Annotated in this window: 19 protein-coding genes and 4 pseudogenes; 20 read left to right on the forward strand and 3 right to left on the reverse strand. The window is 46.6% G+C overall.

Going from position 1 to position 26701, the window contains the following annotated elements; genetic code table 11:
- Positions 1-169: 169 nt before the first annotated feature.
- On the reverse strand, positions 170-1462 hold the full coding sequence (locus V5G28_RS15825) for a hypothetical protein (protein ID WP_332991075.1): 1293 nt from the start codon (positions 1460-1462) through the stop codon (positions 170-172).
- A 554-nt stretch (positions 1463-2016) separates the two neighbouring features.
- On the opposite strand from V5G28_RS15825, the gene V5G28_RS15830 reads away from it, so the two are divergent.
- The 3 genes and pseudogenes from V5G28_RS15830 to V5G28_RS15840 all read left to right on the forward strand — a co-directional run.
- Positions 2017-8061, forward strand: coding sequence for an AAA family ATPase (locus tag V5G28_RS15830; RefSeq protein ID WP_336230884.1), 6045 nt, complete (start codon positions 2017-2019; stop codon positions 8059-8061).
- 85 nt (positions 8062-8146) lie between these two features.
- Complete coding sequence (locus V5G28_RS15835; protein ID WP_332991086.1) at positions 8147-8776, forward strand: response regulator transcription factor; 630 nt, start codon at positions 8147-8149, stop codon at positions 8774-8776.
- Between the two features lie 241 nt (positions 8777-9017).
- A pseudogene (locus V5G28_RS15840) lies at positions 9018-9164 on the forward strand (GMC oxidoreductase); the annotation flags it as partial.
- A gap of 95 nt (positions 9165-9259) precedes the next feature.
- Here the strand turns inward: V5G28_RS15840 and V5G28_RS15845 are convergent.
- Complete coding sequence (locus V5G28_RS15845; protein WP_336230885.1) at positions 9260-9814, reverse strand: TetR/AcrR family transcriptional regulator; 555 nt, start codon at positions 9812-9814, stop codon at positions 9260-9262.
- 123 nt (positions 9815-9937) lie between these two features.
- Between V5G28_RS15845 and V5G28_RS15850 the strand changes: the two genes are divergently transcribed.
- From V5G28_RS15850 to tehA, 11 genes and pseudogenes are all read left to right on the forward strand, one after another.
- Positions 9938-10555, forward strand: a complete 618-nt coding sequence (locus tag V5G28_RS15850; RefSeq protein ID WP_332991090.1) for a glutathione S-transferase family protein — start codon at positions 9938-9940, stop codon at positions 10553-10555.
- 10 nt (positions 10556-10565) lie between these two features.
- Positions 10566-11171 (forward strand): pyridoxamine 5'-phosphate oxidase family protein, encoded by a 606-nt coding sequence (locus V5G28_RS15855; protein WP_336230887.1) that lies wholly within the window; start codon positions 10566-10568, stop codon positions 11169-11171.
- Between the two features lie 729 nt (positions 11172-11900).
- Positions 11901-12338: pseudogene (locus V5G28_RS15860) on the forward strand (GMC family oxidoreductase); the annotation flags it as partial.
- An 85-nt stretch (positions 12339-12423) separates the two neighbouring features.
- Positions 12424-12531 (forward strand): MOSC domain-containing protein, encoded by a 108-nt coding sequence (locus V5G28_RS15865; protein ID WP_336230888.1) that lies wholly within the window; start codon positions 12424-12426, stop codon positions 12529-12531.
- Positions 12491-12682, forward strand: coding sequence for a 3-alpha domain-containing protein (locus V5G28_RS15870; protein ID WP_336230889.1), 192 nt, complete (start codon positions 12491-12493; stop codon positions 12680-12682). Before V5G28_RS15865 ends, V5G28_RS15870 begins: the two co-directional genes overlap by 41 nt.
- Positions 12683-12766: 84 nt before the next feature.
- The gene (locus tag V5G28_RS15875) at positions 12767-14449 is read left to right on the forward strand and encodes a DUF6851 domain-containing protein (RefSeq protein ID WP_332991096.1); all 1683 of its coding nucleotides are present in this window, start codon (positions 12767-12769) and stop codon (positions 14447-14449) included.
- Between the two features lie 433 nt (positions 14450-14882).
- Positions 14883-16295 (forward strand): annotated as a pseudogene (locus tag V5G28_RS15885) (IS4 family transposase).
- A gap of 76 nt (positions 16296-16371) precedes the next feature.
- Entirely contained in the window at positions 16372-16737 is a 366-nt protein-coding gene (locus tag V5G28_RS15890) for a cupin domain-containing protein (protein ID WP_336230892.1), read from the forward strand.
- A gap of 22 nt (positions 16738-16759) precedes the next feature.
- Positions 16760-16870: pseudogene (locus V5G28_RS15895) on the forward strand (acireductone dioxygenase); the annotation flags it as partial.
- A 1-nt stretch (position 16871) separates the two neighbouring features.
- Positions 16872-17261 (forward strand): DUF302 domain-containing protein, encoded by a 390-nt coding sequence (locus tag V5G28_RS15900; protein WP_332991100.1) that lies wholly within the window; start codon positions 16872-16874, stop codon positions 17259-17261.
- A 74-nt stretch (positions 17262-17335) separates the two neighbouring features.
- Complete coding sequence (gene tehA / locus V5G28_RS15905) at positions 17336-18337, forward strand: dicarboxylate transporter/tellurite-resistance protein TehA (RefSeq protein WP_332991101.1); 1002 nt, start codon at positions 17336-17338, stop codon at positions 18335-18337.
- Between the two features lie 10 nt (positions 18338-18347).
- On the opposite strand, the gene V5G28_RS15910 is transcribed toward tehA, so the two are convergent.
- Positions 18348-18500 carry a hypothetical protein gene (locus tag V5G28_RS15910; protein WP_332991103.1) on the reverse strand — a complete coding sequence of 51 codons (153 nt, stop codon included), beginning with the start codon at positions 18498-18500 and terminating at the stop codon, positions 18348-18350.
- 129 nt (positions 18501-18629) lie between these two features.
- Between V5G28_RS15910 and V5G28_RS15915 the strand changes: the two genes are divergently transcribed.
- The 6 genes from V5G28_RS15915 to V5G28_RS15940 all read left to right on the forward strand — a co-directional run bounded on the left by V5G28_RS15915 (position 18630) and on the right by V5G28_RS15940 (position 26629).
- Entirely contained in the window at positions 18630-18833 is a 204-nt protein-coding gene (locus V5G28_RS15915; RefSeq protein WP_332991105.1) for a hypothetical protein, read from the forward strand.
- Positions 18834-18889: 56 nt separating this feature from the next.
- A complete protein-coding gene (locus tag V5G28_RS15920; protein WP_332991107.1) occupies positions 18890-19537 on the forward strand; it encodes a cysteine hydrolase in 648 nt (215 codons plus the stop codon).
- A 24-nt stretch (positions 19538-19561) separates the two neighbouring features.
- A complete protein-coding gene (locus tag V5G28_RS15925) occupies positions 19562-20950 on the forward strand; it encodes a mercuric reductase (RefSeq protein WP_336230895.1) in 1389 nt (462 codons plus the stop codon).
- Between the two features lie 240 nt (positions 20951-21190).
- Positions 21191-21544 carry a hypothetical protein gene (locus V5G28_RS15930; protein ID WP_332991113.1) on the forward strand — a complete coding sequence of 118 codons (354 nt, stop codon included), beginning with the start codon at positions 21191-21193 and terminating at the stop codon, positions 21542-21544.
- Between the two features lie 56 nt (positions 21545-21600).
- The gene (gene tkt, locus V5G28_RS15935; RefSeq protein ID WP_332991114.1) at positions 21601-23682 is read left to right on the forward strand and encodes a transketolase; all 2082 of its coding nucleotides are present in this window, start codon (positions 21601-21603) and stop codon (positions 23680-23682) included.
- A gap of 67 nt (positions 23683-23749) precedes the next feature.
- Entirely contained in the window at positions 23750-26629 is a 2880-nt protein-coding gene (locus V5G28_RS15940) for a bifunctional transaldolase/phosoglucose isomerase (RefSeq protein ID WP_332991116.1), read from the forward strand.
- The last annotated feature ends 72 nt before the right edge of the window (positions 26630-26701 follow it).

Raw genomic sequence — 26701 nt, forward strand, 5'->3', positions numbered from 1 at the left:
CTGCAATCCCGAAACTTGATCTGTAAACTCGGAACTGGATTTTTCTAAATTTTCCAGTGCCACATTTTTTTCTTGTTCTACACCTGACTGTAATTCCAAAAGTCGCGATGTAAATTCGAAGCGCAATTGCTCTAAACTTTCCAGAATTTTGTTCTTTTGCTGCTCCGTCTTAGACTGCAATCCCGAAACTTGATCTGTAAACTCGGAACTGGATTTTTCTAAATTTTCCAGTGCCACATCTTTTTTCTTGTTCTACACCAGACTGTAATTCCAAAAGTCGCGATGTAAATTCCAAGCGCAATTGCTCTAAACTTTCCAGAATTTTGTTCTTTTGCTGTTCAGTATCTGAGTGCAATCCTGAAACTTGAACTGTAAATTCCGAACTGGATTTTTCTAAATTTTCCAGTGCCACATCTTTTTGTTGTTCTACACCAGACTGTAATTGAGACAGTCGCGATGTAAATTCCAAGCGCAATTGCTCCAAACTTTCCAGAATTTTGTTCTTTTGCTGCTCCGTCTTAGACTGCAATCCTGAAACTTGAACTGTAAACTCGGAACTGGATTTTTCTAAATTTTCCAGTGCCACATCTTTTTGTTGTTCTACACCAGACTGTAATTGAGACAGTCGCGATGTAAATTCCAAGCGCAATTGCTCCAAACTTTCCAGAATTTTATTCTTTTGTTGCTCAGTATCTGACTCTAATTCAGACAGGTGGGTGACAAACTCCGAACTCGATTTTTGTAAATTCTCAAGGGCGATATCCTTTTGCTCTTGAACACCCACTTGTAATTCCGACAGTTGTGATGCAACTTCTGTTTCTAATTTTCCTAAATTTTCAACAGTTATATTTTTTTGTTGTTGGGCTTGCAATTGTAAATCAGAAACTTGAGAGGAAAATTCAGATTCTAAACTTTTTACCTCTTGTTTAGAGTTGTTTATTGCTGTTTCTAATTCTACTAAAAATTGCTTTCTTGACTGAGATATTTCAACTGGAAGTCTAGATAAATTTTCTTGCTCTATTTTGATTTTTTGTTGAAGTGCTTCTACTTCCTTGTCTAAGTCAGAAGTGATATTTTTAGTTTCTTGGATCAGCTTTTGTGCTTCTTGCTTAACAGTGACTAGCTGTTTTTCTAATTCTTCCAGTCCCTGTAGCCGTTCCATTGCTCTATCAACTATCTCACGAATGGCAACCCGTCGCAGGAGCAATAAAGCAGCAATGACTGTGAGTGGAACTACAGTCACTATGGCTAGCCAGACATGAAACAAGATAGTTTTATCAACAGAGTCGCGATCTTCTTGTGTCAGTCGTGGGAATTCTTGCCGATTTTGATTAGACAGCGCAGGCTGTGGGGAAGAAGGTGTTCTTTGCGCACTGGCAATACCAACGGACACTAGCACGGGTGAAAAGACTATAGCGCTTCTCAACAATAAGGCGAAGATGACTTGATTCTTGCTCTTCATAAAGATAATCTCTATCCGTTGGTCAGTTTTGGAAGCAGCACAACACATATTTCCAATCTAGCAGTCCTGATTGGGTAATTGAGTTACATTTGTTGAGAAAAGGATGCTAGCTAAACTACCCCGACCGTCTATCGACTGCATTGGTTAATTATACAGAGTTTTTGTTTTTTGTCAATAAAAAATATACTTAATTTTTTCGGTTCGTACTCGACTACGCCGACAGATCAATAAAACAAAGGGTGCCTCATTTTCTTATCGGCGAGTTTCGCCAGTGCAGAGCAAATCGATTCATCAAATAGCTGACAAAACCTGGAATGGGGTTTGGTCCCTTCAACACTGGCGGTCGAACGATTCTTTGGATTTGAAGGCATGTACATAATTTGCAAAGGGCAAATCAAAGGCGTTATTATATCGAAGGGAATATTTTACCGCAAGCAGAATTCGTATCTCAAATTTTTGGAGTGGTTGCTTCTCTCGATTCTTAGTCAAGTCAATCGCTTGTCATACTCCAGTTTTTGCAACACAACCCATGATACTCATCGGGAGAGAGTTCAATGATTGGCCTAGCCGGAGTCGCCATCCATTGCAAAATCTATTCAAGTTCAACATCTTTGGTGTATCGGGGCATCAGAGTGCAAGATGAGCGAGCGATTGCGCGAAGCGCACTGCCAGAGGCAATCATTGTAAAAATGCTTAAGCAAGATTATCCCTCTGCGCAAGAAGTAACCCGCTACAGACAAGAATATGAAATTACCCGTTCCCTCAAAGAGGAAGGAGTTGTTAAGGCATACAGCCAGCAGGAGTATCAACGCACTCTCGTCATTCTCTTAGAAGACTTTGGCGGAGAGTCCCTAGAGCAATGGATGCACAAGCGCCCAGACTTCTGCCCGATGCCCTTATCCACGTTTCTGCGTCTTGCGATCGCTCTCACAGACATTCTCGGCAGAATCCATGCAGCTAATGTCATTCATAAGGATATCAACCCTGGAAACATCGTCCTCAATCCGGATACTGGCGTTGTCAAAATTATTGACTTCGGGATTGCCACCCGCTTTAACCGCACGAATCCGACGTTCAAGAGCCACTATGTTTTAGAAGGGACACTCGCCTACGTGTCTCCAGAGCAAACAGGGCGGATGAACCGTTTGCTCGATTATCGCACGGATTTTTACTCGCTCGGTGTAACGTTCTACGAACTTCTAACCGGACAGTTGCCGTTTGCAACAACGGACATCCTTGAGCTAGTCCATTGTCATATTGCTAAACAGCCTGTACCGCCTCATGAGGTGAATGCAACGATTCCCAAACGAGTTTCAGATATGATTCTAAAACTGATGGCGAAAAATGCGGAAGATCGCTATCAAAGTGCCTGGGGCATCAAAGCGGATTTAGAACGGTGTGCTAACCAACTCATAGAAACAGGGCAAATTGATTGCATTCAATTAGGTCTTCAAGATGTTTCGGATCAGTTTCAAATTCCCCAAAAACTGTATGGACGCGAAGCGGAGATTGCAGCATTATTGGCGGCATTTGACAGAGTGGCTGGAACGGGGAATGTTGGCGAAGCCATTAGACCAGAGGAAAGCATAGGAAATTCTCAATTCAAAGTCGAAATGATGCTGGTCTGTGGCTACGCTGGCATTGGCAAATCAGCGTTAGTGCAGGAACTCTACAAACCCATCACGGCAAAGCGTGGCTATTTTATCTGTGGCAAGTTTGATCAATTGCAGCACAATATTCCCTACAGCGCTGTAGCCCATGCCCTGCAAAAATTGGTGCAGCAATTGCTCGGTGAACCAGACGAACAGTTGCAACAGTGGCGATCGCGCCTGATCACGGCATTAGGCAGCAATGGACAACTCATCATTGATGTGATTCCCGAAGTAGAACTCATTATTGGCAAGCAGTCACCCGTACCAGAAGTTGGAGCAACCCAAGCTCAAAATCGCTTTCATCGAATTTTTCAATCGTTTGTACGGGTGTTTTGTTCAGAAGAACATCCTCTTGCGATTTTCTTAGATGATTTGCAGTGGATCGACTCCGCCACGCTGAAGTTAATCGAACTGATGCTGCTTGATGAGCAAGCCCAATTCTTATTTTTGATTGGAGCGTATCGAGACTCGGAGGTCAATTCAACACATCCCCTGGCATTAACGCTCTCGAGATTGCGAAAAGGGGGGGCAGTGCTTCAGGAGATTGTTCTAGCCCCCTTAGCGCTGGAACCGTTGACTCAGTTGATTGCCGAAACGCTATATCAGAATACAGACTCCGTTCGTTCCTTAGCCCAATTAGTGCTGCGTAAAACGGAGGGCAATCCCTTCTTTGTGAACGAATTTTTGCGGATGCTGTATAGCGAAAATTGGTTGACCTTTGATGCCCAGCAGCGAAGCTGGCAGTGGAACATTGCTCAGATTGAAGCCCAAAATATCACTGATAATGTGGTGGAGTTGCTGCTTCACCAGTTAAAGAAACTACCAGAGAACACACAGCAAATTCTCCAGTTAGCGGCTTGTATCGGTGCCGAATTTAATTTAGATACGTTAGCAATCGTTTGTGAGCAATCCCCTAAAGCAGTTTCTCTAGATTTACTGGTAGCCATCCAAGCTGGATTAATTCAACCGCTGTCTGAATTAGACGAAAACTTGTTAGTTCAAGAATATAAGTTTTTGCATGATCGCGTGCAGCAGGCAGCATATGCCTTAATCGATGAGTCGCACAAACAAGTTGTTCATCTCCAAATCGGTCGCAATCTACTAGAAAAGACCTCACCAGAGCGGCTATTTGAAATTGTTGATCATCTCAATCATGGGATTGAACTTGTCAGCGAGCAACCCGAACGAGATGAAATTGCCAAATTGAATTTGATGGCAGGTCAGAAAGCAAAAGGGGCGATCGCCTATAGTATGGCTAAAAAATATTTGGCGACAGCAAGAGTTTGGCTGGGAGCTTCTAGCTGGCAAACAAACTATGACCTGACATTAGATTTGTATTTAGAAACAACAGAAGTCGCGTACTTGTGTGGCGATTTTGAGCAGGTAGAATCTTGGGCAGCGATCGTTCTACAAGAAGCCAAAACGGTTCTCGATACTATAAAAGTTTACGAAGTCAAAATTCAAACCTGTATCGCGCAGGTTCAACTATTAGAAGCCATCCATACTGCATTGCAAATTTTGCAGCAACTAGGAATCAGTTTTCCTGAAACGCCCAGTCAGTCAGATATTCGCCTCGAACTAGACGCGATCACATCTCTCTTCAGTGAAAAACCGATCAGCGGCTTGACCCATTTGCCCCAAATGACCGAGCCAGAGAAACTGGCGGTGATGCGAATTCTATCCAGCATCACGATTACCGCCTATATTGCGGCTCCTGATTTGATGCCGCTCCTTGCATCTAAACAGGTCAACTTGTCAATTCAGTATGGTAATGCGTTTGTGTCTCCCTTTGCTTATGCCATCTTTGGAATGATACTTTGTGGAACAATCGGAAACATCGAGTCTGGCTACCAGTCCGGAAACATCGAGTCTGGCTACCAGTTTGGACAGCTTGCTCTAGGGCTGTTATCGCAGCCGAGTACTCATTCACTTAGAGCTAGGACATTGTTCATCGTTCATAACTCTATCATTCACCACAAAAAACATCTAAGAGGAATATCGGAGCCATTACTAGAGGCCTATCAAAGTGGGTTAGAAACCGGAGATTTAGAGTTTGCCGCCTATTGCGCTCATGTTTACTGCTTTCAATCCTATGTCACCGGCAGGGAACTCGTGGAACTTGAACGCAACATGGCAATATATGGCGAAGCAATCCGTCAAATAAAACAGAAAACTGTACTAGCCTGGAGTAAAACATACCGCCAAACGATCGCAAATTTGATGGGACGCTCGGCCAATCCAACTCGTTTAATTGGCGAATTCTACAATGAGGAGAAGGAACTACCACAACACAAAGCAGCAAATGATGGAATCGCAATCTTTGGTGTTTATTTCAACAAACTTTTCCTATGCTACCTATTTTCTGAGTATGCTCAGGCAGTTGAAAACTCCACTTTAGCAGAACCTTATTTGAGCCGCACCACAGCGACACCCCTTGAGCCTTTATACTACCTCTATGATTCTCTGGTAAGACTAGCAACATACCCTGGAAGCAGTGCTCAAGTGCAGAAGGAAATTCTTCAAAGAGCTGTGGTTAGACAGGAGAAAATGAAGCAATGGGCACATTATGCACCAATGAATTGTTTGCATAGATATCATTTGGTACAAGCAGAGATAGCGCGAGTTATGGGTCAGTTGCTTGAGGCGGAAGAATTCTACGAACAAGCAATTCTTGGAGCGAAAGAAAATGACTATCTTCAAGAAGAAGCCTTAGCCTATGAGTTAGCCGCTAAATTTTATCTAGAGCGGGGTCGGGAAAAGTTTGCCCAACTCTACATGAAGGAAGCTCACTACTGCTATGAACGGTGGGGAGCAACTGCGAAAGTAAGAGATTTAGAGACTCGTTATCCAAAGTTTTTTCCTCAGTCGTCCAGCGTGGCTGACACGCCAATCCGCACCACTGCTGGAACTACCTCTAATAGCTCAGATATCGCTTTCGATTTAGCAGCGGTGATGAAAGCATCTCAAGCGATTTCGAGTGAAATTGAACTGGAGCAGTTGCTCCGTTCCTTGATGAAGATCTTAATCGAGAACGCTGGCGCACAAACGGGGTTTCTGCTTTTGGAAAACGCAGGAGAATGGGTGATTGAAGCGTCTGGTGAACTCAATGATGGCGAGAATGTTTCTGCTACGCAAGTGCTGCAATCGATCCCAACGGCAAATCGCTTACCCGAATCAATTATTAATTATGTTATTCGTACTCATGAATCTATCATCTTAAATAATGCGACTCGTGAAGGTAATTTCATCAATGAGCCATATATTCAGCACAACCAAACGAAATCACTTCTCTGTTTGCCACTGCTGAATCAAAGTAAGCTCGTCGGCGTTTTGTATCTGGAAAATCAATTAGCAACTGGAGCATTTACACCAGAGCGAGCGCAAGTTTTGAATCTGTTATCGACCCAGGCAGCGATCGCCATTGAAAATGCCAAACTCTACTCAAAGCTCCGCGAAGGCGAAAGTAGAATGGCTCAATTTCTAGAAGCGGTTCCAGTGGCAATTGCAGTATTAGATGCGGCGGGTCGCCCCTACTACGCTAATCAACGGAGAATTGAGTTAGTAGGTAAAGGGATTGATCCTTCTGTCACACCAGAGCAATTCGCACAAGTGTATCAATTTTATCTGGCGGGAACGGATCAAAAGTATCCAACTGAGAACCTGCCAATCATCCGGGCGTTGCGCGGCGAACGCACCACAGTTGACGATATGGAAATTCACCGAAATAACGCAACCATTCCAATTGAGGCGTGGGGAACTCCAGTATTTGACGAACAGGGCAATGTGGCTTATGCGATCGTAGCCTTTCAGGACATCACAGAGCGGAAACAAGCAGAACAGTTCTTAGCCGATTACAACCGCACTTTAGAGCAACAGGTAGCTCAACGAACGGCGGCTTTACAGAAAAGCGAAGCCGCACTGCGCGATGTCTACGACGAACTTCGCTTACGAGAACAGGAATTACGACTGATCACCGACGCTCTACCGGTTTGTATCAGCTATGTAGATGCCAATCAACGCTATCGATTTGTCAACCGCACCTATGAGGTCTGGTTTAGCTGTAGTCGAGATGAGATTCTGGGCAAGTCTGTTCGTGAACTGCTGGGTGAGGCGGCTTATCAAATTGTTGAACCGTATATCAATCGGGCGTTAGAAGGGCAAACTACAACCTTAGAAGCAGAAATCCCCTTTTCGCTTCGTAAAAAGTATATCAGTGCTACCTTGATCCCCGATTTCGATCGCAATGCTCAAGTCAGAGGATTCTACGGTCTAATCACAGACATTAGCGAACAGCGAAACGCTGCACTGCGTGAAAGCAAACGCGCTGAAGCCGCCTCAATTCTAGAAGAACGCAACCGCATGGCGCGAGAAATTCACGACACTCTAGCGCAAGCCTTTACTGGCATTGTACTGCATGTCGGAGCAGCGACACAAGTGCTAACGGATGATTTAGAAGCGACACAGGCACATCTAGAAATGATCGATGAATTGGCACGAACTGGGCTTGCCGAAGCCCGTCGTTCAGTCACAGCACTCCGTCCCCAGCTATTGGAAGATGGCAGCTTGCACAGCGCCCTTTATCGTCTGGTGACTCAAATGAGAGCCGCTACCGATACCGCTCTTATCTACGAAATCAAAGGCACAGCCTATCCCTTGCCTAACGAGGTTGAGAATAACTTACTACGGATTGGACAGGAAGCATTAACCAATGCCATAAAATATGCTGATGCTGGCGAAATTCGTGTTGAGTTGGTGTATGACAATGCACAATGTATCTTGCGCGTTAAAGACGATGGACGGGGCTTTGGGGTTGGTATTATACCAAGATTTGGCGGATTTGGATTGCTGGGAATGAGCGAGCGGGCAGAACACATTGGAGCACAACTGACGATTGCGAGCCAACCTGGGCAAGGGACAGAAATTGTTGTCACTATCAATCGAGAGTAAGAATTATTAAACAGGAATGCATTATAAATGCAACGTGTAGTAACATCTCAATTTCTAATTTTGTACTTTCAATTTCTTAATAATTATGAGCCAATCAACGAATATTCGTGTTCTGATTGTTGACGATCATTCCATTGTTAGACAAGGATTGGCAACCATCATTAACCGCGATCCAGAAATGACGGTGATTGCTCAAGCAGAAGATGGACAACAGGCGATTGATTGCTTTCGTGAATACCAACCGCATGTAACACTGATGGATTTGCGAATGCCGCAGATGGGAGGGGTTGAAGCTATTACTGCTATTTGTGCTGAATTTAAACTTGCCCGCATTATGGTGCTAACAACCTACGATGGTGATGAAGATATCTATCGCGGATTGCAGGCAGGTGCTAAAGGATATTTGCTCAAGGATGCTAAACCCAACGAACTTCTGAATGCGATTCGCAGTCTGCATCGCGGTCAGCAGTATATTCCACCATCCGTGGGGGCAAAACTGGTGCAGCGAATGAGCAATCCAGAACTGAGTGAACGAGAGCTAGAGGTGCTCCGTTTAATGGCGCAAGGAATGAGTAATTTAGACATTGCTACTGCTTTAAGTATTGGTGAAAGTACCGTCAAATCTCACGTTAATCGAATTTTAAGTAAGTTAGGAGTGAACGATCGCACTCAAGCCGTGATTGTTGCGGTTAGACGAGGGATTGTCAGTTTGTAAGCAAGTCGTACTAAGGTTTGAATTTGGATTCCAACTTTAGTTGGAGCTTACCTTCCATTTTTATATGGACTGATTCATCAATCACTTTAGGCTGATTACAGCAATGGGGATGCGGGATGAGACAGAAACACTGGACATGGCGCTGCTTGCGCGCATTTCCGCCGAGATGGGCGATGAAACCCTTGATCCGCCTGGAACCCTACCCTCCGCTGCTACGAGAACATAGCAAATCCATTCCAGCGAACTACGGGTACATGGGGTTGAGGGATTGCGGGTAGTTGATGCCTCCATCATGCCAACAATCACGACAGGAAATACGAACGCACCCACCATTATGATTGGCGAAAAAGCAGCCGATTTAATTAAAGCCGCAAGTCGCGTTTCATAGCAAGTAGCTTCAGTAATTGCAAGCTAACATCGAGACTTTCCTCTGTGACGTTGAGGGCATGAACGCCTTCTTTATCTGAGTCGAAAGCTTGAGAGCTAAGGCAACGTACCTTGGCAGAGTTCTTCGCTTAGGTGCTGTATCACCCGCACAAACCCAGATGGATCATCCAATCCCTGAGATACAATCAATGAGCCTTGAATCGCGGTCAGTGCGTCTTCTGCACGCTGTTGGGCAAGTCCCTCATTCATACCACACTCAATTAGCACGGTGGCGATCGCATCAATCCAGACCCGATAAATTGCTTTCACTCTGTCATGAAAGACATCGCGGGCGGAACCCAACAGCAAAATCGCAGATAAGCAAGGTTGCTTTCCCCCTTCATAGACTTCATTGACGTGATCGCACATATGTTGCAATCGGGATAAGGGTTCGCCTCGGCTGTTGAGCGTTTGCACAACATTTTGATCTAACCAGCACTCAAGATAATCCAGCACCACTTCAACCATCTCATCCTTGCCGCCAGGGAAGTGATGGTAAAGGCTAGCTTTCCCTAATCCAGTTGCTTCAGAAATCTTGGATAGGGTTGCGCCATCGTAACCATACTGCCGGAACAGGCGCAGCAGATAGGGAATATAGGTTTCTTTAGGCATAAGAGCGCAAGGCAAAAAGTTTTCTCTTGACATTATACCAAACGTTCAGTACAGTTAATTGTACCGAACAAACGGTACAGCAGGAAATCTGATTCCGTCTTATCTGATTTGGAAGACTAACCCATGATTAAGCTCTATGGTCACGAACTGTCTGGCAACAGCTACAAAGCAAAATTAATGCTCTCGTTGCTGGGCTTAGACTACGAGTGGATTAAAGTCGATTTGTTGGCAGGGGCGCACAAACAGCCGGAATTTCTGGCATTGAATTCGTTTGGGCAGGTGCCGGTGTTGGTTGATGAAAATACCGTTCTACCGGATGCTCAAGCGATTCTCGTTTACCTGGCTCGGCAATATGGTGGTGAATCCTGGTTGCCAAGAGAGGCTTCACCGATGAGCCGCGTGATTCGATGGCTATCGACCACAGCGGGAGAAATTCGGCAAGGTCCAGAAGCCGCACGTTTGTACTACCTGTTGAAAGCGACCAGCATCAACCTGGAACAGGCAAATCAGAAAGCAGAGTTCATCTTGACTCAACTGAACGATCATTTAGCAGATCGCCAATGGCTGGAGTTAGAACGTCCGACGATCGCCGATGTGGCAGTCTTCCCTTACGTTGCCCTCGCCCCGGATGGCAAAATTTCCCTGGACAATTATCCAAATGTGCTTGCTTGGATCGAGCGCGTCAAACATCTTCCTGGTTTTGTCGGCATGATTGGCATTGCAGAGCCTGTTGCAGCGTAAGGAGGGTACCATGCCACGTAAGTTTGGAGAAATTGCTTTTACGCCTGAAGTGAAAGCCGCACAAGAACAACGGGGTTCGCGGCAGACCTATGAACGCTACATTGCGAATGGTCCTAGCAATGATGCTATCACCCCAAAGATTGAGGAATTCATCGCGCAACTCAATGGGTTTTACTTGGGAACCGTCAGTTCTAATGGCTATCCCTATATCCAGTTTCGGGGCGGACCACCCGGTTTCCTTAAGGTTCTCGATGAGAAAACCCTCGGCTTTACCGACTTTACTGGAAATGTGCAGTACATCACGGTGGGCAATCTATCTGGCAACAACAAAGCGTTTTTGTTCTTGATGGATTATCGGCATCGCAAACGCATCAAGATTTGGGGAACAGCCGAATATGTTGAAGATAATCCAGCATTAATTGAACGACTACGAGTTCCAGATTATCCTGCCGCAATTGAACGCGCTATCCTCTTCCACGTGGAAGCCACCAGCGAGAATTGTCAAGAGCATATTCCCATCCGCTATTCAGAAACAGAAGTTGAGGCGATGATCGCTCCCCTGCAAGCTCGGATTGCCGAGTTAGAACAGCAGTTGAGCGATAAGCCGGAGGCTTGACGCTACGCGTATCGCACTTGTTCAACTACTGCTGATTATGCATAACGCTATGAAAACATAGCAATCCTCTTAGCCTAGAACAAAAAATTAAACCCTTGATTTTGTCCTGAGCTGCGGTGCTAATAAACATGTCCTTGTGCTTGTTTTTCTGCTTTCAAGGGCTTTGGAGAGCGTTCATTCACCTGAACAATCAAGTTCTGAAGGAGAACTAAAGCAGTGTTCTGACCGCTATTCAACTGCTGTCTTTCAAACTTGCTAAGGAGTTATTTTTGAAACTCTCACAAACTGAAACTCTCTTTTTCACTCTAGTCCAGCCAAATCTATTGCCAGAAAAAGGTTTAACTTAGAATAGCAGAAAGACTCAACCTAAACTTTCAATTATTTGGGTGAAAGAATTTGATAGAGAGCGTGAGCGCTTAGTGGCGCGATGGTTTACACAGGATTAGCTTCTCAAAAAGTTGCAAAGAAAAGTTTGTAAGCAAGTCGTACTAGGGTTTGAATTTGGATTCCAACTTTAGTTGCAGCCAATCTTCCATTTTTAGATGGACTGATTCATCAATCATTCTATTGTGCAAAAGTTTCAACTCTTAGTGGACGACAAAGTTAGAGACAATTGCATATTATTGAGTTCAATCCTCTTCTCACTGCCTTTCACGTTACCGTCTCTCGCCTGCGTAAGTCGTATCTGACTACATTAATCCATTACAGACAACACAGCAGGAGAATTTTATGACTCAGTATGACTATATTGTAATTGGTGCAGGTTCGGCAGGCTGCGTTGTCGCTAACCGTCTGACCGAGGACAGTGACACAACTGTGTTACTACTCGAAGCGGGTAACCCAGATACGAAACCGGAGATTCACATCCCGGCGGAATGCCTCAGCCTACTAGGCTCTGAGGTGGACTGGAGCTATTTCTCTGAACCAGAACCATACCTGAATAACCGCAAAATCTTTTGTCCCCGTGGCAAAGTCCTGGGAGGCAGCAGTTCGATTAATGTCATGATTTATATGCGGGGCAATCCTCACGATTATGACCACTGGCAGTCATTGGGGAATCCCGGTTGGTCGTACCTTGATGTCTTGCCATACTTCAAGAAATCGGAGCACTCCTCACGAGGCGCGTCCGAATTTCACGGGGTCGATGGAGAGTTGAGCGTGACCGATCTCAGTGATTTTAAGTGCTGGCGCGTTCGATTCGCCTATTGGCCTACCCTGGTAGAAACTTGGGATTCGCTTTGGACGGCCGGATATGGTGAAACGATTTCTGGCGAGTCGTCGAACCGGATTTTACTTGCGTGTTTTGCAAGAGGGTGAAGTTGGAGCCGGAGACACGAAGAGAGTTGGTGAGCCGAGATGACAACAATATTACGGTTGCCGATATCACTCAACTTTATACCCGTGAGCAGGACAATCCAGAGTTACTTCACCGTGCTGCTCAACTTGAAGCCTTACCCGAAAGTTGGCGCGACTACTTCCAGGAGCAAAGTCGTCGTCAGGATGTGAGATAGATTAACTTGCCGTAATTTGAATCGGTTCAGTCATTCTAACTGAGCCAAAGCATTACACAAAACCTTGAACAAGGAGTCTTTTCCATGAGCAATACGATTCAAGTGGGTCCTGGCGGTATGCCGATCGAACCAAGTCCCGATCCGAATGTCGTGATTGAGTGGAACAACGTTGCTTCGGATGCGATTCATGATACGGATACAGGACCGACCGTGGCAGCACGCACGCTGGCGATCGTGCAAACTGCCATCTTCGATGCCTGGGCAGCTTATGATCCAGTTGCGGTTGGGACACAGCCTAACGCTCCGGCGCAGCGCCCTGAATCAGAAAACACACAGGAAAACAAAGAGACAGCGATTAGCTATGCGGCTTATCGCGCTTTAACCGCGTTGTTTCCTAACGATACCGCCAGATTTGATCCCCTGATGACCCAACTCGGCTATGATCCCGCTGATACTTCCACGGACACCACGACTGCAACGGGAATTGGCAACGTTGCTGCCAAAGAAATCCTGGAAGCCCGCCAGTATGATGGCTCGAACCAATTAGGCGATTTGCATCCCGGTGCCTACTCTGACTACACGAACTATCAGCCAGTGAATACGCCAGACAATTTTAGTTACCCTGATCGCTGGCAGCCGCAGCTAATTTCAGACGGCAAGGGCGGCATGGTAGCTCAACAGTTCCTCACGCCCCAGTGGGGAATAGTTAAGCCGTTTGCGCTGGAGTCGGGTGAGCAATTTCGTCCAGTGGTTGGTCCAAAGACGATTGAATCTGACCCAGACGGCTACAAGCAGCAGGCAAAAGATGTCTACGAGATCAGCCAAAATCTAACTGATAAGCAAAAAACCATTGCCGAATTCTGGGCACAACTACCCGGAACTGAAACCCCGATTGGCACCTGGAATCGGTTTGCTGAAGCCATCTCCAATCGGGATAACCACGACCTGGACGATGATGCCAAGATGTTTTTTGTGCTGAACAACGCGCTGTTCGATTCTACGATTTCCTCCTGGGATACTAAACGCGTCTACGATTCCGAGCGTCCTATCAGCGTGATTCAGTCTTTGTATGACCCAGGCTGGACTCCTTACTTGAAGACCCCGCCTTGGTCCGAATACGTTTCTGGACACAGTGCCTTTAGTGGGGCAGCGGCAGAAGTGCTGAGACGGTTTACCGGAAGTGATGCGTTTAATGCTTCTTATACTCAGCCTGCAGGCGTTTCTGGCTTACCCGATAAACCTGGGCACGATACGGATGTGACGCTGCACTGGGATACTTTTAGCGATGCAGCCGATGAAGCAGGAATTTCCCGTCGCTATGGTGGCATCCACTTTGAAGATGGAGATTTGGTGGGACGGCAAATGGGTCGATACGTGGGAGGTGTGGTCTGGAACAAAGCGATGAGCTATATTGATCCGGAATCGGCTTCAGCCCAGCAAACAGATCCATTGACAGGTTACTTACTGATGGAAGGATACGACCAGGATACGCTAGTAGGCAGCGAAGGGAGCGATCGCTTTAGATTAACCACAGACGAGACAAATACGATTGTTGACTTCACACAGGGACAAGATCAGATTGAGCTAGACAACATCCCGTTTGACCAACTGACAATCTCTCAGGGGACAGGGATGCAGCAAAATGACACATTGATTCAGCTTAACATGGGCGACACCAGCAAATTGCTCCGTATTCTAACAGGAGTACACTCCAGTACAATCACGCCTGCTGATCTTGTCACAGTCTATGCAACCCCGCTTTTTTAAGACAGGTAAACCAGATATGCTGCTCCCTGATGAATCATCCCAAATATGCAATGGCTCATGCTCGTCATTACCACAGCCACAATCGGATGTGAGCGTTTGAATAAACGCCATCACTTGCTTGCTAACTATGTTGAATGATTTGAATCTAGGGGTTGATTTACAATTTTTTCGCCGTTCAATCATCTGGCTCAATGACATTGTTCAGTTACTTGATCTGCTGTATGTCGCCACAATTTAACCTTTACAAACTTACAAGGAGAACGAGATCGTTGATGAAAGTTGCTCAATATCGAACAGTGATCGTGGTTCTTCACGCGATCGCTTTACCTGACTTTTCCCGTTAAGTCTCAAAAAGCTTGCTCAGATAGGATTGTGGAAAAAGGACAGCATACACGGTAGAGTAATTGAAATTCGGTATTAAAGGTGACAAGCAATGTTGGATTGGTGGGAGAAAAATTTTGCGACCTGTGAGCTAGGCGAACTGCCGGAGGCGGCAGCGCTTCGCTATCGCCGATTGAATGAGCGTGCAATGTCGATAGGCTATGCTCTAAGTCAAGGATTTGGCAAAGCACTATCGGAAATCTTCAGTGGAGCAACTGTACTCAAGAGAGCCTATGAGTTTTTGCTAACCCCAAAGTGGAATTTTCAAGTATTATAGAGCCGCACTGTCAAATGACGGCGGAAACTGTTGCAGAATACGATGTGGTGCTGTGTGTCGGAGACACCAGTTTTCTTGATTATGGCAGTATTGCGGCTAAAAAGGAAGGTTACGGTCCAATTGGTAAGGGAGGTAACGGTTTAATATTACACAGCGCTTTAGCTATAGAACCTGAAAAAGGTCAATCGATAGGTTTGTTGTGGCAAAAACTCTGGAATCGAGAACCAAAACAGAAGCCACCCCAAAATGAAACACCAGCCAAGAAGAAAAAACGGCAAGCAGCAGCAAGAATTGAAGCGCGAAAACGTCCCTTTGAAGAGAAAGAATCTTACAGGTGGGTAGAGGCACTTACCACTGTAGAAAGCCTTGTAAGTAAGCATACACGAGCGGTTCATATTTTTGACCGAGAAGGTAATATCACAAAAGTTTTTGATCAACTTCGTCAACTTCAGCACACAAGAGTTTTAGTACGTGCGGCTCATAACCGTAGTTTAGATTCTGATAGCGAACGTCTTTGGTCAAAGATGGAAGCACAACCTATCAGTTTGGAAAAGGAAATTGAATTACCCAAGACTTGTAAGCGTTCTGCCCGCAAAGCCAAGCTGTCTGTACGATTTTGTTCCGTGAATCTCCGTACTCCCTATCGTTTTGACAACCGTGCTCCTCTACTCGTATATGCTGTTTATGCTACTGAAGTTGATTGTCCAGAAGGCGAAACACCTGTAGAATGGATGTTGTTAACCACTGAAGTTGTCGCAGATATTCAGGCTGCTTCTACGATTTTACGTTGGTATTCTTACCGTTGGCGTGTGGAAGAATATCACAAAATTTTTAAATCGGGCTGCCAGGTCGAACGATACAGACTTGCTGCTAATGGGATGAAAGCTTTAGTTGGTTTTTTGAGTGTAATTGCTGTGGAACTCTTGCAATTGACTTATCTACACCGCACCCAGCCAACTGCTGACGCAATTATTGTCCTCAATCCCCTTCAGCTTCGCATTTTGAAAGCTAAATCACCCAAACTACCCAAGATATTAACAGTTAGTTGGGTGCTTGGTTGCGATCGCTCGTTTAGGGGGTTACTTAGAACATCGACATAAAACCCCTATTGGTATCCAGGTACTGTGGCGAGGCTGGTTAAAATTGCACGACCTTTGTGAGGGTTGGCAGCTTGCTAGAGAGACTTAACGGGAAAAGTCAGTCGCTTTACTGGTACATAAAAATGCATACTTGGCGATTTTTGTAAATGCGTCTAGTTAAGTCAATGTTGATTCAAAAACTTAGTACATGCGAAGAATTCATCGCCGGAGATGGCACACTTTTGCAAGAACTTTTGCATCCTGATAAGCAACCTTTGGAATTACGGTATAGTCTAGCTCATGCAGTAGTGCCAATTGGAAAAACGTCAACTTCCCACTCCTTGACAACTTCCGAAGTCTATTACATCCTCAGTGGGAGAGGAGAAATGCATATAGATAGTGAACTTCAGATAGTAGAACCAGGAGATGCGGTGTACATTCCACCGAATGCTAGGCAATTTATTCGTAATTGTGGGGAAGAGCCGCTGGCATTCATTTGCATAGTCGATCCCGCATGGCGTAAGGAAGATGAAACGATCTATCCTGTTTAGTCACTTTGAACAACTCAAGTAAACAGCCGACTATCAGTCTCGTGACTTAATTGTGCTGTATCCACAGGTTCCAAACCTCAGCACTCTCCTGGCTAAGTTTGACGCAATTCACCACCACACTGACCATGAAGTCCATGAATACAACTAACGGCATTATCAGCCAGCCCAGTCAATATTCAGTGACTGAAACTATTAATCGCTTAGAAGCCGTCCTTCAGGCAAAAGGCATCACCATTTTTGCCCGCATTGATCAACAAGCTGAAGCTGAAAAAGTCGGGCTCAGTCTGGGTCCGACGCAATTGTTACTGTTTGGCAACCCTAAAGCTGGAACTCCGCTCATGGTGGCAGAACCGATGATCGCCCTGGATTTACCCTTGAAAGTGCTGGCATGGGAAGCGGCTGACGGCAAAGTATGGCTGAGTTACAATGATCCCAACTACTTAAAACAGCGGTTTTCTCTCTCTGAGGAGTTGGTTAAGGATATCGCGGTCATTGCACCTTTAATCCATCAAGCAGTGCTATAAACAACTCACTCAGCGGACGAATGGTGGCGTTGCATGATCGTTTGCATCTCTCTATTGCAGCCAGGAACTCGACCATGAGAAAATCACGTCTAAAATTTGCCTTCCTGAAATCCAATCGCATTACGATCCCTGCTTCTTTTTTTAGTATGATTCTAGGTTTAGTGGGGTTAGGAAGCTGCTGGCGGGTAGCTGCCAAGATCTGGTACCTGCCGATCTGGATTGGCGAAAGCATTATGCTGCTTGCAGTTGCAGTCTGGCTCCTGTTGTTGCTGCTCTATGTCAGCAAATGGCTGTGGGCGAGGGAGGCTGCCCTAACTGAGTTCGAGCATCCCGTTTTGTGTTGCTTTATCGGGTTAGTGCCTGTGTCTACAGTGCTGGTGGGGCTAGCGATCGCGCCCTATGCTCATGCGATCGCTGTCTCATTGTTTGTGATTGGTGCGATCGGTCAATTGAGTTTTGGCGTGTATCGTTCCGGTCAGCTATGGATGGGCGGACTTAATCCAGAAACGATTACACCTGTTCTCTACCTGCCGACAGTTGCGGGTGGTTTTGTCAGCGCGATCGGTGCCAGTACTCTTGGTTATCGAGAGTGGAGTGCGTTGTTTTTTGGAGCGGGAATATTTTCGTGGTTGGCACTGGAGTCCATTATCATGCATCGCTTATACCTGCTGCAGGCTTTACCCATCTCCCTACGTCCAACACTGGGCATTCAACTGGCACCCCCTGTTGTCGGTTGTGTTGCTTACCTGGACATCACCAGTGCTCGGCCTGACACCTTTGCGCAGATTCTCTTTGGCTATGGACTGTTGCAAGCATTGATTCTACTGCGGCTGCTACCGTGGTTGTTGCAACAACCCTTTGCTGTATCCTACTGGGCATTGACGTTTGGCGTTGCCGCCCTGGCGTTGGCATCCTTGCGTTTTGTCGAACGCGGCATGACCGGAATGATGGCAGGCTTAGCAGTGCTGCTATTCATTAGCGCAAATATCGTTATCGGTAGCATTGCTCTAGGGACATTACGACTCTTGCTGCAGGGCAAACTACTACCGCCATCAATACCAGCGAAAGTTCCCTGAACCCAATCGATCATCGAGAAAACCACGAAATTATCCTAATTTCACGCCACAATTCCACACGAGATTCTAATGTCACAGTTAAGTTGATAACTGGGAGTTCTCGCGGCTTAGGTCGATCACTTGCCGAAGCGTTATTAGCCCAAGGACACAAGCTCGTCGCCACGGCGCGTAATCCTGTACAGCTTTCGGTGCGCTAGCCCAATACCAGCGCGATCATAACGGTGTCCAGGTAGGCGATTCTATCAAAGCTGCCTCCGTCATCCTCTACATCACCAGCCTTACTGAACCATCGGTGCGGCCGCAGCTGGGAAGCGATGCCGTTCATACAGCAGAGCAGAATAATATAGCGCGACTAGAAACCGACAGGAAGTGGCGGGAGTTAAGCATCTCCAGCGACTTTGAAGCAGGTGGCGGTTCCAAAGTCTATCCCTGGGAGCGAGAGCTGATAGATTGCTTAGCAATCTATCAGGTAAAGAACCTGTCGCCGGAGTGCTAACAGCTTAGCTGGGAGGAAAAGAAAACCGTGAACATCAACAAATTAGGAGAAAAACCATGAATATCAACAAAAGCGACACCGCTGTAGTTGTCATCGATCCGCAGAATGATGTATTGAGCGAAAAAGGGGTTTCCTGGGAGTTGGTGGGTGACAGTGTTAAGGAGAACAAGACTGTCGAGAACATCGAGCGAATCTTCAAAGCCGCGAAGCAGAATGGATTTGAAGTTTTCATCTCCCCCCACTATTACTACCCCACCGACGATGGCTGGAAATTTGCCGGAACGCTGGAGCAGATGGTGCTTGAGTCCAAAGAATTTTTTCGCAGCGGCGCATTAAGCCTCGACGGTTTCTCTGGTTCTGGTGCTGACTGGCTCGAGCGCTTCAAGCCCTTCATTGAGGATGGCAAGACGATCGTGGTCAGTCCTCACAAAGTCTTTGGACCGCAGAACAACGACCTGGTTTTACAACTGCGTAGGCGCTACATCAGTAAAGTCATTCTCCTGGGAATGTTAGCAAATCTCTGTGTAGAATCTCACTTGCGCGACCTGCTCGAGCAGGGATTCGAGGTCGTCGTCGTCAAGGACGCAACGGCTGCCCCTCGACATCCGGAACTGGGCGATGGCTACAAGGCGGCACTGATAAACTATGGGTATCTCGCCAATGCAGTTCTGTCTACGGATGAAGTTGTAAAAGCAATGAAGTAATGTCACACTCAAAGGAGATATGGAATGGACACCCAATACTACGATGACATTATTATCGGTGGCGGTAAAGCGGGTAAAACGCTTGCACCAGCATTGGTTGCGGACGGACGGAAAACCGCTCTGGTTGAACGCAACTTAGACATGATAGGTGGCAGCTGCATCAACGTCGCCTGCATTCCTACCAAAACGATGGTGGCGAGTGCTAATGTGGCAAATATAGTCCGAAACAGTGCTGCTTATGGTGTTAAAGTTAATGCATCCACCGTTGATTTAGCAGATGTGATCCGACGGAAACGAACAGTTGTGCAATCCATGCGTGAAATGAACTTGCACAATCTAGAAACTGCTTTGGGTCACGAACTGATCATTGGAACGGGACGGTTTGTTGCTCCCAAAACGATTGAAGTGACAACAGCTAAGGGCAATACTCAGTTACTCACCGCAGAACGATTCTTTATCAACACAGGCACGCGACCGTTGATTCCATCGGTGCCGGGGCTTAAAGAAACTGGGTTTTTGACGAGTGAGTCGATCATGGAGCTAGAACAGTTGCCTGAGCACCTGATAGTTCTCGGTAGCGGCTACATTGGGTTGGAGTTTGCCCAGATGTTCCGGCGCTTTGGCTCGAGCGTCACTGTGATTGGGCATAGTGAGCAAATCCTGTCACAGCAAGATCCAGATATTGCGATCGCCGTGCAAACGCTACTGGAACGAGACGGCATAGAATTCTTGCTGAAGGCTAAAGTGTTAAGGGTCGAGCGCTCTGGCAATGATACCGTACTTCAGATCCAGATCGCTGATCGTGAGTTCAGCATCCAGGGAACGCATTTGCTTGTCGCAGTCGGTCGTGCGCCAACAACCGATACTTTAAATTTAGCCGCTGCTGGTGTGGCGGTGGATACACGCGGATTTATTCAAGTCAATGATCGCCTAGAAACGAACATACCGGGAATTTGGGCGTTAGGCGATATTAATGGTGGACCGCAATATACCCATGTGTCGCTCGACGATTATCGGATTGTCAAAGCGAATCTGATTAATGGGGGCAACCGCAGCACGCGCGATCGCTCCCTTCCATCGTGTCTATTCATCGATCCAGAACTGGCTCATGTGGGTTTGACCGAAACAGAAGCGCAGCAACAAGGGTATTCCATCCGAGTGGCTAAGCTGGATGCGTCAGCTGTTCCCAGAGCGAGAACAGTTGGTCGAACCGATGGGCTGCTGAAGGCGATCGTAGACACTGAAACAGGACGTATTCTCGGTTGTTCACTGTTGTGTCATGAAGCGGGTGAAGTGATTTCGACGGTGCAGATGGTGATGCAAGCTCAGATGCCCTACACTGTTTTGCGGGATGGCGTGTTGACTCATCCCACGATGACTGAAGGGTTAAATATGCTGTTTTCAAAGGTGTAAGAAGGCATTCAGAAGGGTGTAGGGGGTAGGGTGTAGGGCTGACGGTAAAAACGTGGTATTGAAATAAGGACGCTGTATTTCATCGCACTGCGTGTCTCGAAATACATCTTTTTTTTACGCTTGCTTAAACCCAGAACTAAAGTTTTCTCTCCATCCCCCACACCCCACACCCTGCTTTTTGTAAGTGCAGACACCTCACAATGGTTTACACCCAAATGAGGCTTTTAGGCTAAGTGCCAAGTGGGCGATGTCCTGCGCCAACCGCTCATTCATCCTGTACGTTCTGGTGGTTCAGCGATCACCCTTGGCGGGCACTCTGCGCCATTGCCTTTGGTGATCGCTCTAGAAGGTAATCAAAACAGAACAATGCAACGCCTGTCATGCAATAATGCCTTCTCAAGCTGCAATCTTAAGTTCCTGTTTAACGTCACAATCTTGAGCGGTCAGAAATTAGATTATGTTACACACTGCAATAAGTTGTTGTTCTTGAGTAGTTCCAACCCAAAGGACGAACAGGTGTTTCAGACACTAGAATTTTTCAGCTTCAAAAAACATCAACACAATTTAGAAATCTACGTTTGCGAAGGTATGTAGTTTACATCGCTAATCCTTTGTATAAATTCAGCTTACGACCCTAAGGAGAGAAAGCAGTGATTGCCCAAACTCAAATTGCGAACCAAACTCAACTCGATGAGCTGTGCATTAACACGATTCGTACTCTATCGATGGATGCGGTACAGCAGGCAAACTCTGGGCATCCAGGTACACCAATGGCAATGGCTCCTGTCGCCTACTGTTTATGGCAGCGATTTTTACGGTTCGACCCCGAAGATCCCATCTGGGCAAATCGCGACCGCTTCGTGCTCTCGAATGGTCATGCCTCCATGCTGCTGTATTCGTTGTTACACTTAACTGGTGTCAAAGCAGTTAATGCCAAGTATGAGCAGTTGGGTGAGCCATCCGTTACGCTGGATGATATTAAGCAGTTCCGTCAACTTGATAGTAAATGTCCTGGTCATCCTGAATACCGTTGGACTTCTGGTATTGAGACAACCACAGGACCATTGGGACAAGGAGTGGCGACGAGTGTGGGGATGGCGATCGCCGGACAGTGGATGGCGCAATACTTTAATCGACCTGATTTCGAGTTGTTCAATTACAACGTTTATGCTCTATGCGGAGACGGCTGCATGATGGAGGGCATCTCCAACGAAGCAGCTTCTTTGGCAGGGCATCTCCGACTCTCAAATCTGTGCTGGATTTACGACAACAACCACATCACCATTGAAGGACACACAGATTTAACCTTTAATGATGATGTGGGTACTCGGTTTCTTGCCTATGGCTGGAACATTCTTCGTGTCAGTGATGCCAATGATCTAAATGCGCTGGAACAATCGTTCAATATCTTCCAGCAAACCCATGATCGCCCTACGTTGATCATTGTCGATAGCCATATTGGATATGGGGCACCGGATAAGCAAGATACGAGCGCGGCTCACGGAGAACCCTTGGGGGAAGACGAAATCCGGTTAGCAAAGCGCAGTTACGGCTGGCCAGAAGATGCGAAGTTTTTCGTTCCTGATGGTGTGCGTGAACACTTCCAGACGCAACTGGGACAGCGGGGACACAAACTACGTGCCCAGTGGATGCAAACTTTCACTAAATATGCTGCTGTGCATCCAGAAATGGCAGACCAACTTTACAAAATGCAACATCGCCAACTTCCTGATGGTTGGGAAGTCGCATTACCAACGTTTCCAACTGATGCGAAAGGAGTCGCCGGACGAGATGCTTCTGCAAACGTGCTTAATGCGATCGCCCAACAAATCCCTTGGTTGATTGGTGGTTCTGCTGACCTAGCTCCCTCCACCAAAACACGCCTCACCTTTGATGGCGCAGGCGATTTTAGCGCAGGCGATCGCTCTGGTCGTAACTTTCATTTTGGCATCCGCGAACATGCAATGGCGGCGATTCTCAACGGACTCTCGCTCAGCAAAGTGCGTCCCTATGGTTCCGGGTTCTTTATTTTCAGCGACTACTGCCGTCCATCCATTCGCCTGAGCGCGTTGATGGAGATTCCAGTCATTTATATCTTCACGCATGACTCGATTGGGGTAGGTCAAGATGGACCGACTCATCAACCCGTTGAGCAGTTGGCGTCCTTGCGAGCGATTCCGGGACTAATTACTCTACGACCTGCCGATGCTAACGAAGTTGTGGAAGCATGGCGAGTGATTATGCAGTTGCAGCATCAACCAGTCGTGCTGGTACTGAGTCGGCAGGCATTACCTACGCTTGACCGCACTCAATATGCAGCCGCATCGGGTTTAGCAAAAGGTGCGTATGTGTTAGCTGATGCCGAAGATGGCAAACCGGAGGTGTTGTTATTAGCTACAGGAAGTGAAGTATCCCTCTGCATTGCGGCGTATGAACAACTTAAGGCAGAAGGAATTAAAGCGCGAGTGGTGAGTATGCCATCCTGGGAGTTATTTGAGCAGCAAAGTCAGGACTACCGCGATAGTGTGCTCCCACCCTCGATTACTGCCCGTGTCTGTGTAGAACAAGCATCCACGTTTGGCTGGGGTGAATATGTCGGTTCGAGAGGGGGACGGATAGTTATGCACACATTTGGTGCCTCAGCACCGCTTAAAGAGCTGCAGCATAAGTTTGGCTTTACCCCTGAGAAGGTTGTTGAAGCCGCAAAAGCCCAGTTAGCAGGGCGACTTTGATATCTACATGCTAGTACGAAATTTTAAGCTAGACAATTCGTGCCAATTCAATTAAGGATATGAACTGATGAGTACTGTGCCAGCATTACAAACAAAAAATCCTTTGAAGGCGTTACAATCCTACGGACAATCCGTCTGGTTGGATTATATTCGTCGCAGTTTAATTAGCAGCGGTGAACTACAACGCTTTGTTGACGAAGATGGATTGCAAGGCGTCACCTCAAATCCTTCGATTTTTGAGAAAGCGATCGCGGGCAGCACTGACTACGATACAGTCTTAACTACGCTCGAACAAAGCCAGGATCAGGATGTCATGTCGCTATATGAGACCTTTGCCATTACTGATATCCAAGCAACTGCAGATATCTTGAGACCTATTTACGAGCAAACCAATCGGCGTGATGGTTACGTCAGTCTGGAGGTTTCACCTTATCTAGCAAACGATACTCAACAAACTATTTCAGAAGCTCGCAAACTATGGCAGAAGGTTAATCGTCCTAATTTGATGATTAAAGTGCCTGCGACATCTGCTGGAATTCCTGCGATTCAACAACTGATCGGCGAAGGCATCAATGTCAACGTGACGCTGCTATTTTCTCAAGACGTTTATGAGCAGGTCACGAATGCCTACATCACAGGCTTAGAGTTGCTGGCGGCAAAAGGTGGAGACATCAGCCGCATTGCCAGTGTCGCTAGCTTCTTTGTCAGTCGGATTGATACGGCAGTTGATAACCAGATTACGGCTCAACTTAAAACCACAACCGATGCAGCTCAACGTGATTTGCTCAAAAGTTTATTGGGCAAAGTGGCGATCGCCAATGCCAAGCTTGCATATCAGCGCTATCAAAACATATACAGCTCTAGTCGATGGCAAAAATTAGCCAGCCAAGGGGCACAAACCCAACGGCTGCTGTGGGCAAGCACAGGCACTAAGAATCCGCAGTATAGCGACGTGGTGTATGTTGAAGAACTCATTGGTTCCGACACTGTGAATACAATTCCACCAGCCACGCTATCTGCCTTCCGCGATCATGGACATCCGAAGTCTAGTTTGACTGAAGGTCTTGATGATGCTCAATCGACCTTATCAAAACTACAGAAAGCAGGAATCTCTTTGGAGCAGATTACAAACCAATTATTGGCAGAAGGGGTACAAGTTTTCATTAATGCCTTTGATCAATTGTTGAGTGCAGTCGAGAAAAAGCGGACAGCGATTCTTGGTAAAAAGCTTGATCGCCTCACCTACAAATTGCCTGATGCACTGAATACGGCTGTTGAAGCATCTCTGGACGATTGGCAGAAGAACGGCAAGATTCGTCGCCTATGGGCACAGGATGCGACCTTGTGGACAGGGGCAGATGAAAACAAATGGTTCGGTTGGCTTGGTATAACTGAAGACCAACTTGCGCACATTGAGCATCTCAAGCAACTGGCGCAAGAAGTCCAAAATCTAGAATTCACTCATGTGTTGCTGCTAGGGATGGGCGGTTCATCACTCTGCCCAGAGGTGATGAAGCTCACCTTTGGTAAAGCGCAAGGCTTTCCCGAACTGCTGGTACTCGATTCCACTGATCCGGCTCAGATCAAAGCGATCGAAAGTCAGATTGACCTCACCAAAACATTGTTCATCGTGTCGAGCAAATCTGGCAGTACACTAGAGCCAAATATTTTTAAACAATACTTCTTTGATCGTGTGCAGCAAATTGTAGGTGCAGAATCAGCAGGCAATCGCTTTATTGCCGTGACTGATCCCGGTTCTAAACTGCAACACATTGCCGAAGGTGATGATTTCCGCCATATCTTCTTTGGGGTGCCAAGTATCGGTGGTCGCTATTCTGCCCTATCGAACTTTGGCATGGTACCTGCGGCGGCGATTGGAGTGGATGTAGCAAAGTTCTTGAATACGGCTGAAGTCATGGTGCATTCTTGTGCATCATCAGTTCCGGCAAAAGAGAATCCCGGCGTTGTGTTGGGAAGCATTTTGGGTGTTCTGGCAAAGCAAGGACGAGACAAAGTCACGCTGATTACGTCACCGGGAATTGCAGACTTGGGCGCATGGTTAGAGCAACTGTTGGCAGAGTCTACAGGTAAAGATGGCAAGGGATTGATTCCAGTGGATCGAGAACCGTTAGGAACTCCAGATGTGTATGGGAGTGACCGCATCTTTGCTTACATTCGCCTAGATTCTGCTCCTGATTCTGCTCAAGATGCTGCTGTCACAGTGTTGGAGCAGGCAGGACAACCTGTAGTTCGGATTGCGATCGCTGATTCGTACCAACTTGGTCAAGAGTTTTTCCGCTGGGAAATTGCGACTGCTGTAGCAGGTTCCATCATTGGCATCAATGCCTTTAACCAACCGGATGTTGAAGCCAGCAAAATTGTTACCCGCCAGTTAACAGATGAATACGAGAAAACCGGAAAACTGCCGCCCGAAAGCCCAATCTTCACGGTAAATGACATTCAACTCTTCAGCGATCCAAAAAATGCAGCGGCACTGAAAGAGGTAGTAGGAACCGCTGAATCGTTGACTAATTATTTACGTGCCCACTTGAATCGACTACAAGCGGGAGATTATTTTGCACTGCTTGCGTATATCGAACGCAATGATATACACCAAGCACAGCTTCAAGACATCCGAGAAAAAATTCGCGATGCAAAGCAAGTCGCCACCTGCCTTGGCTTTGGTCCCCGCTTCTTGCACTCCACAGGGCAGGCTTACAAAGGTGGACCAAACAGCGGTGTTTTTCTCCAAATTACCTGTGATGATGCCACTGATCTTCCTGTTCCTCAGCAGAAATATACATTCGGAGTTGTGAAAGCAGCTCAAGCACGGGGCGATTTTCACGTTTTAGCGGAGCGTGAGCGACGGGCGTTGCGCATCCTTCTTGGCAAAGATGTTCAAGCTAGTTTAGCTACTTTAAAAACCGCGATCGAGCAAATTCTGTAAGCACGTTCTGTAAGGGTAAGGCAGTTGCGAAGGAATTGTTGAATGCTGCAACAGCACTGACTAAATGCTTTA

Origin of the sequence: Scytonema sp. PRP1 (genome assembly GCF_036697665.2) — a bacterium.
Lineage (GTDB): Bacteria > Cyanobacteriota > Cyanobacteriia > Cyanobacteriales > Nostocaceae > Kalymmatonema > Kalymmatonema gypsitolerans.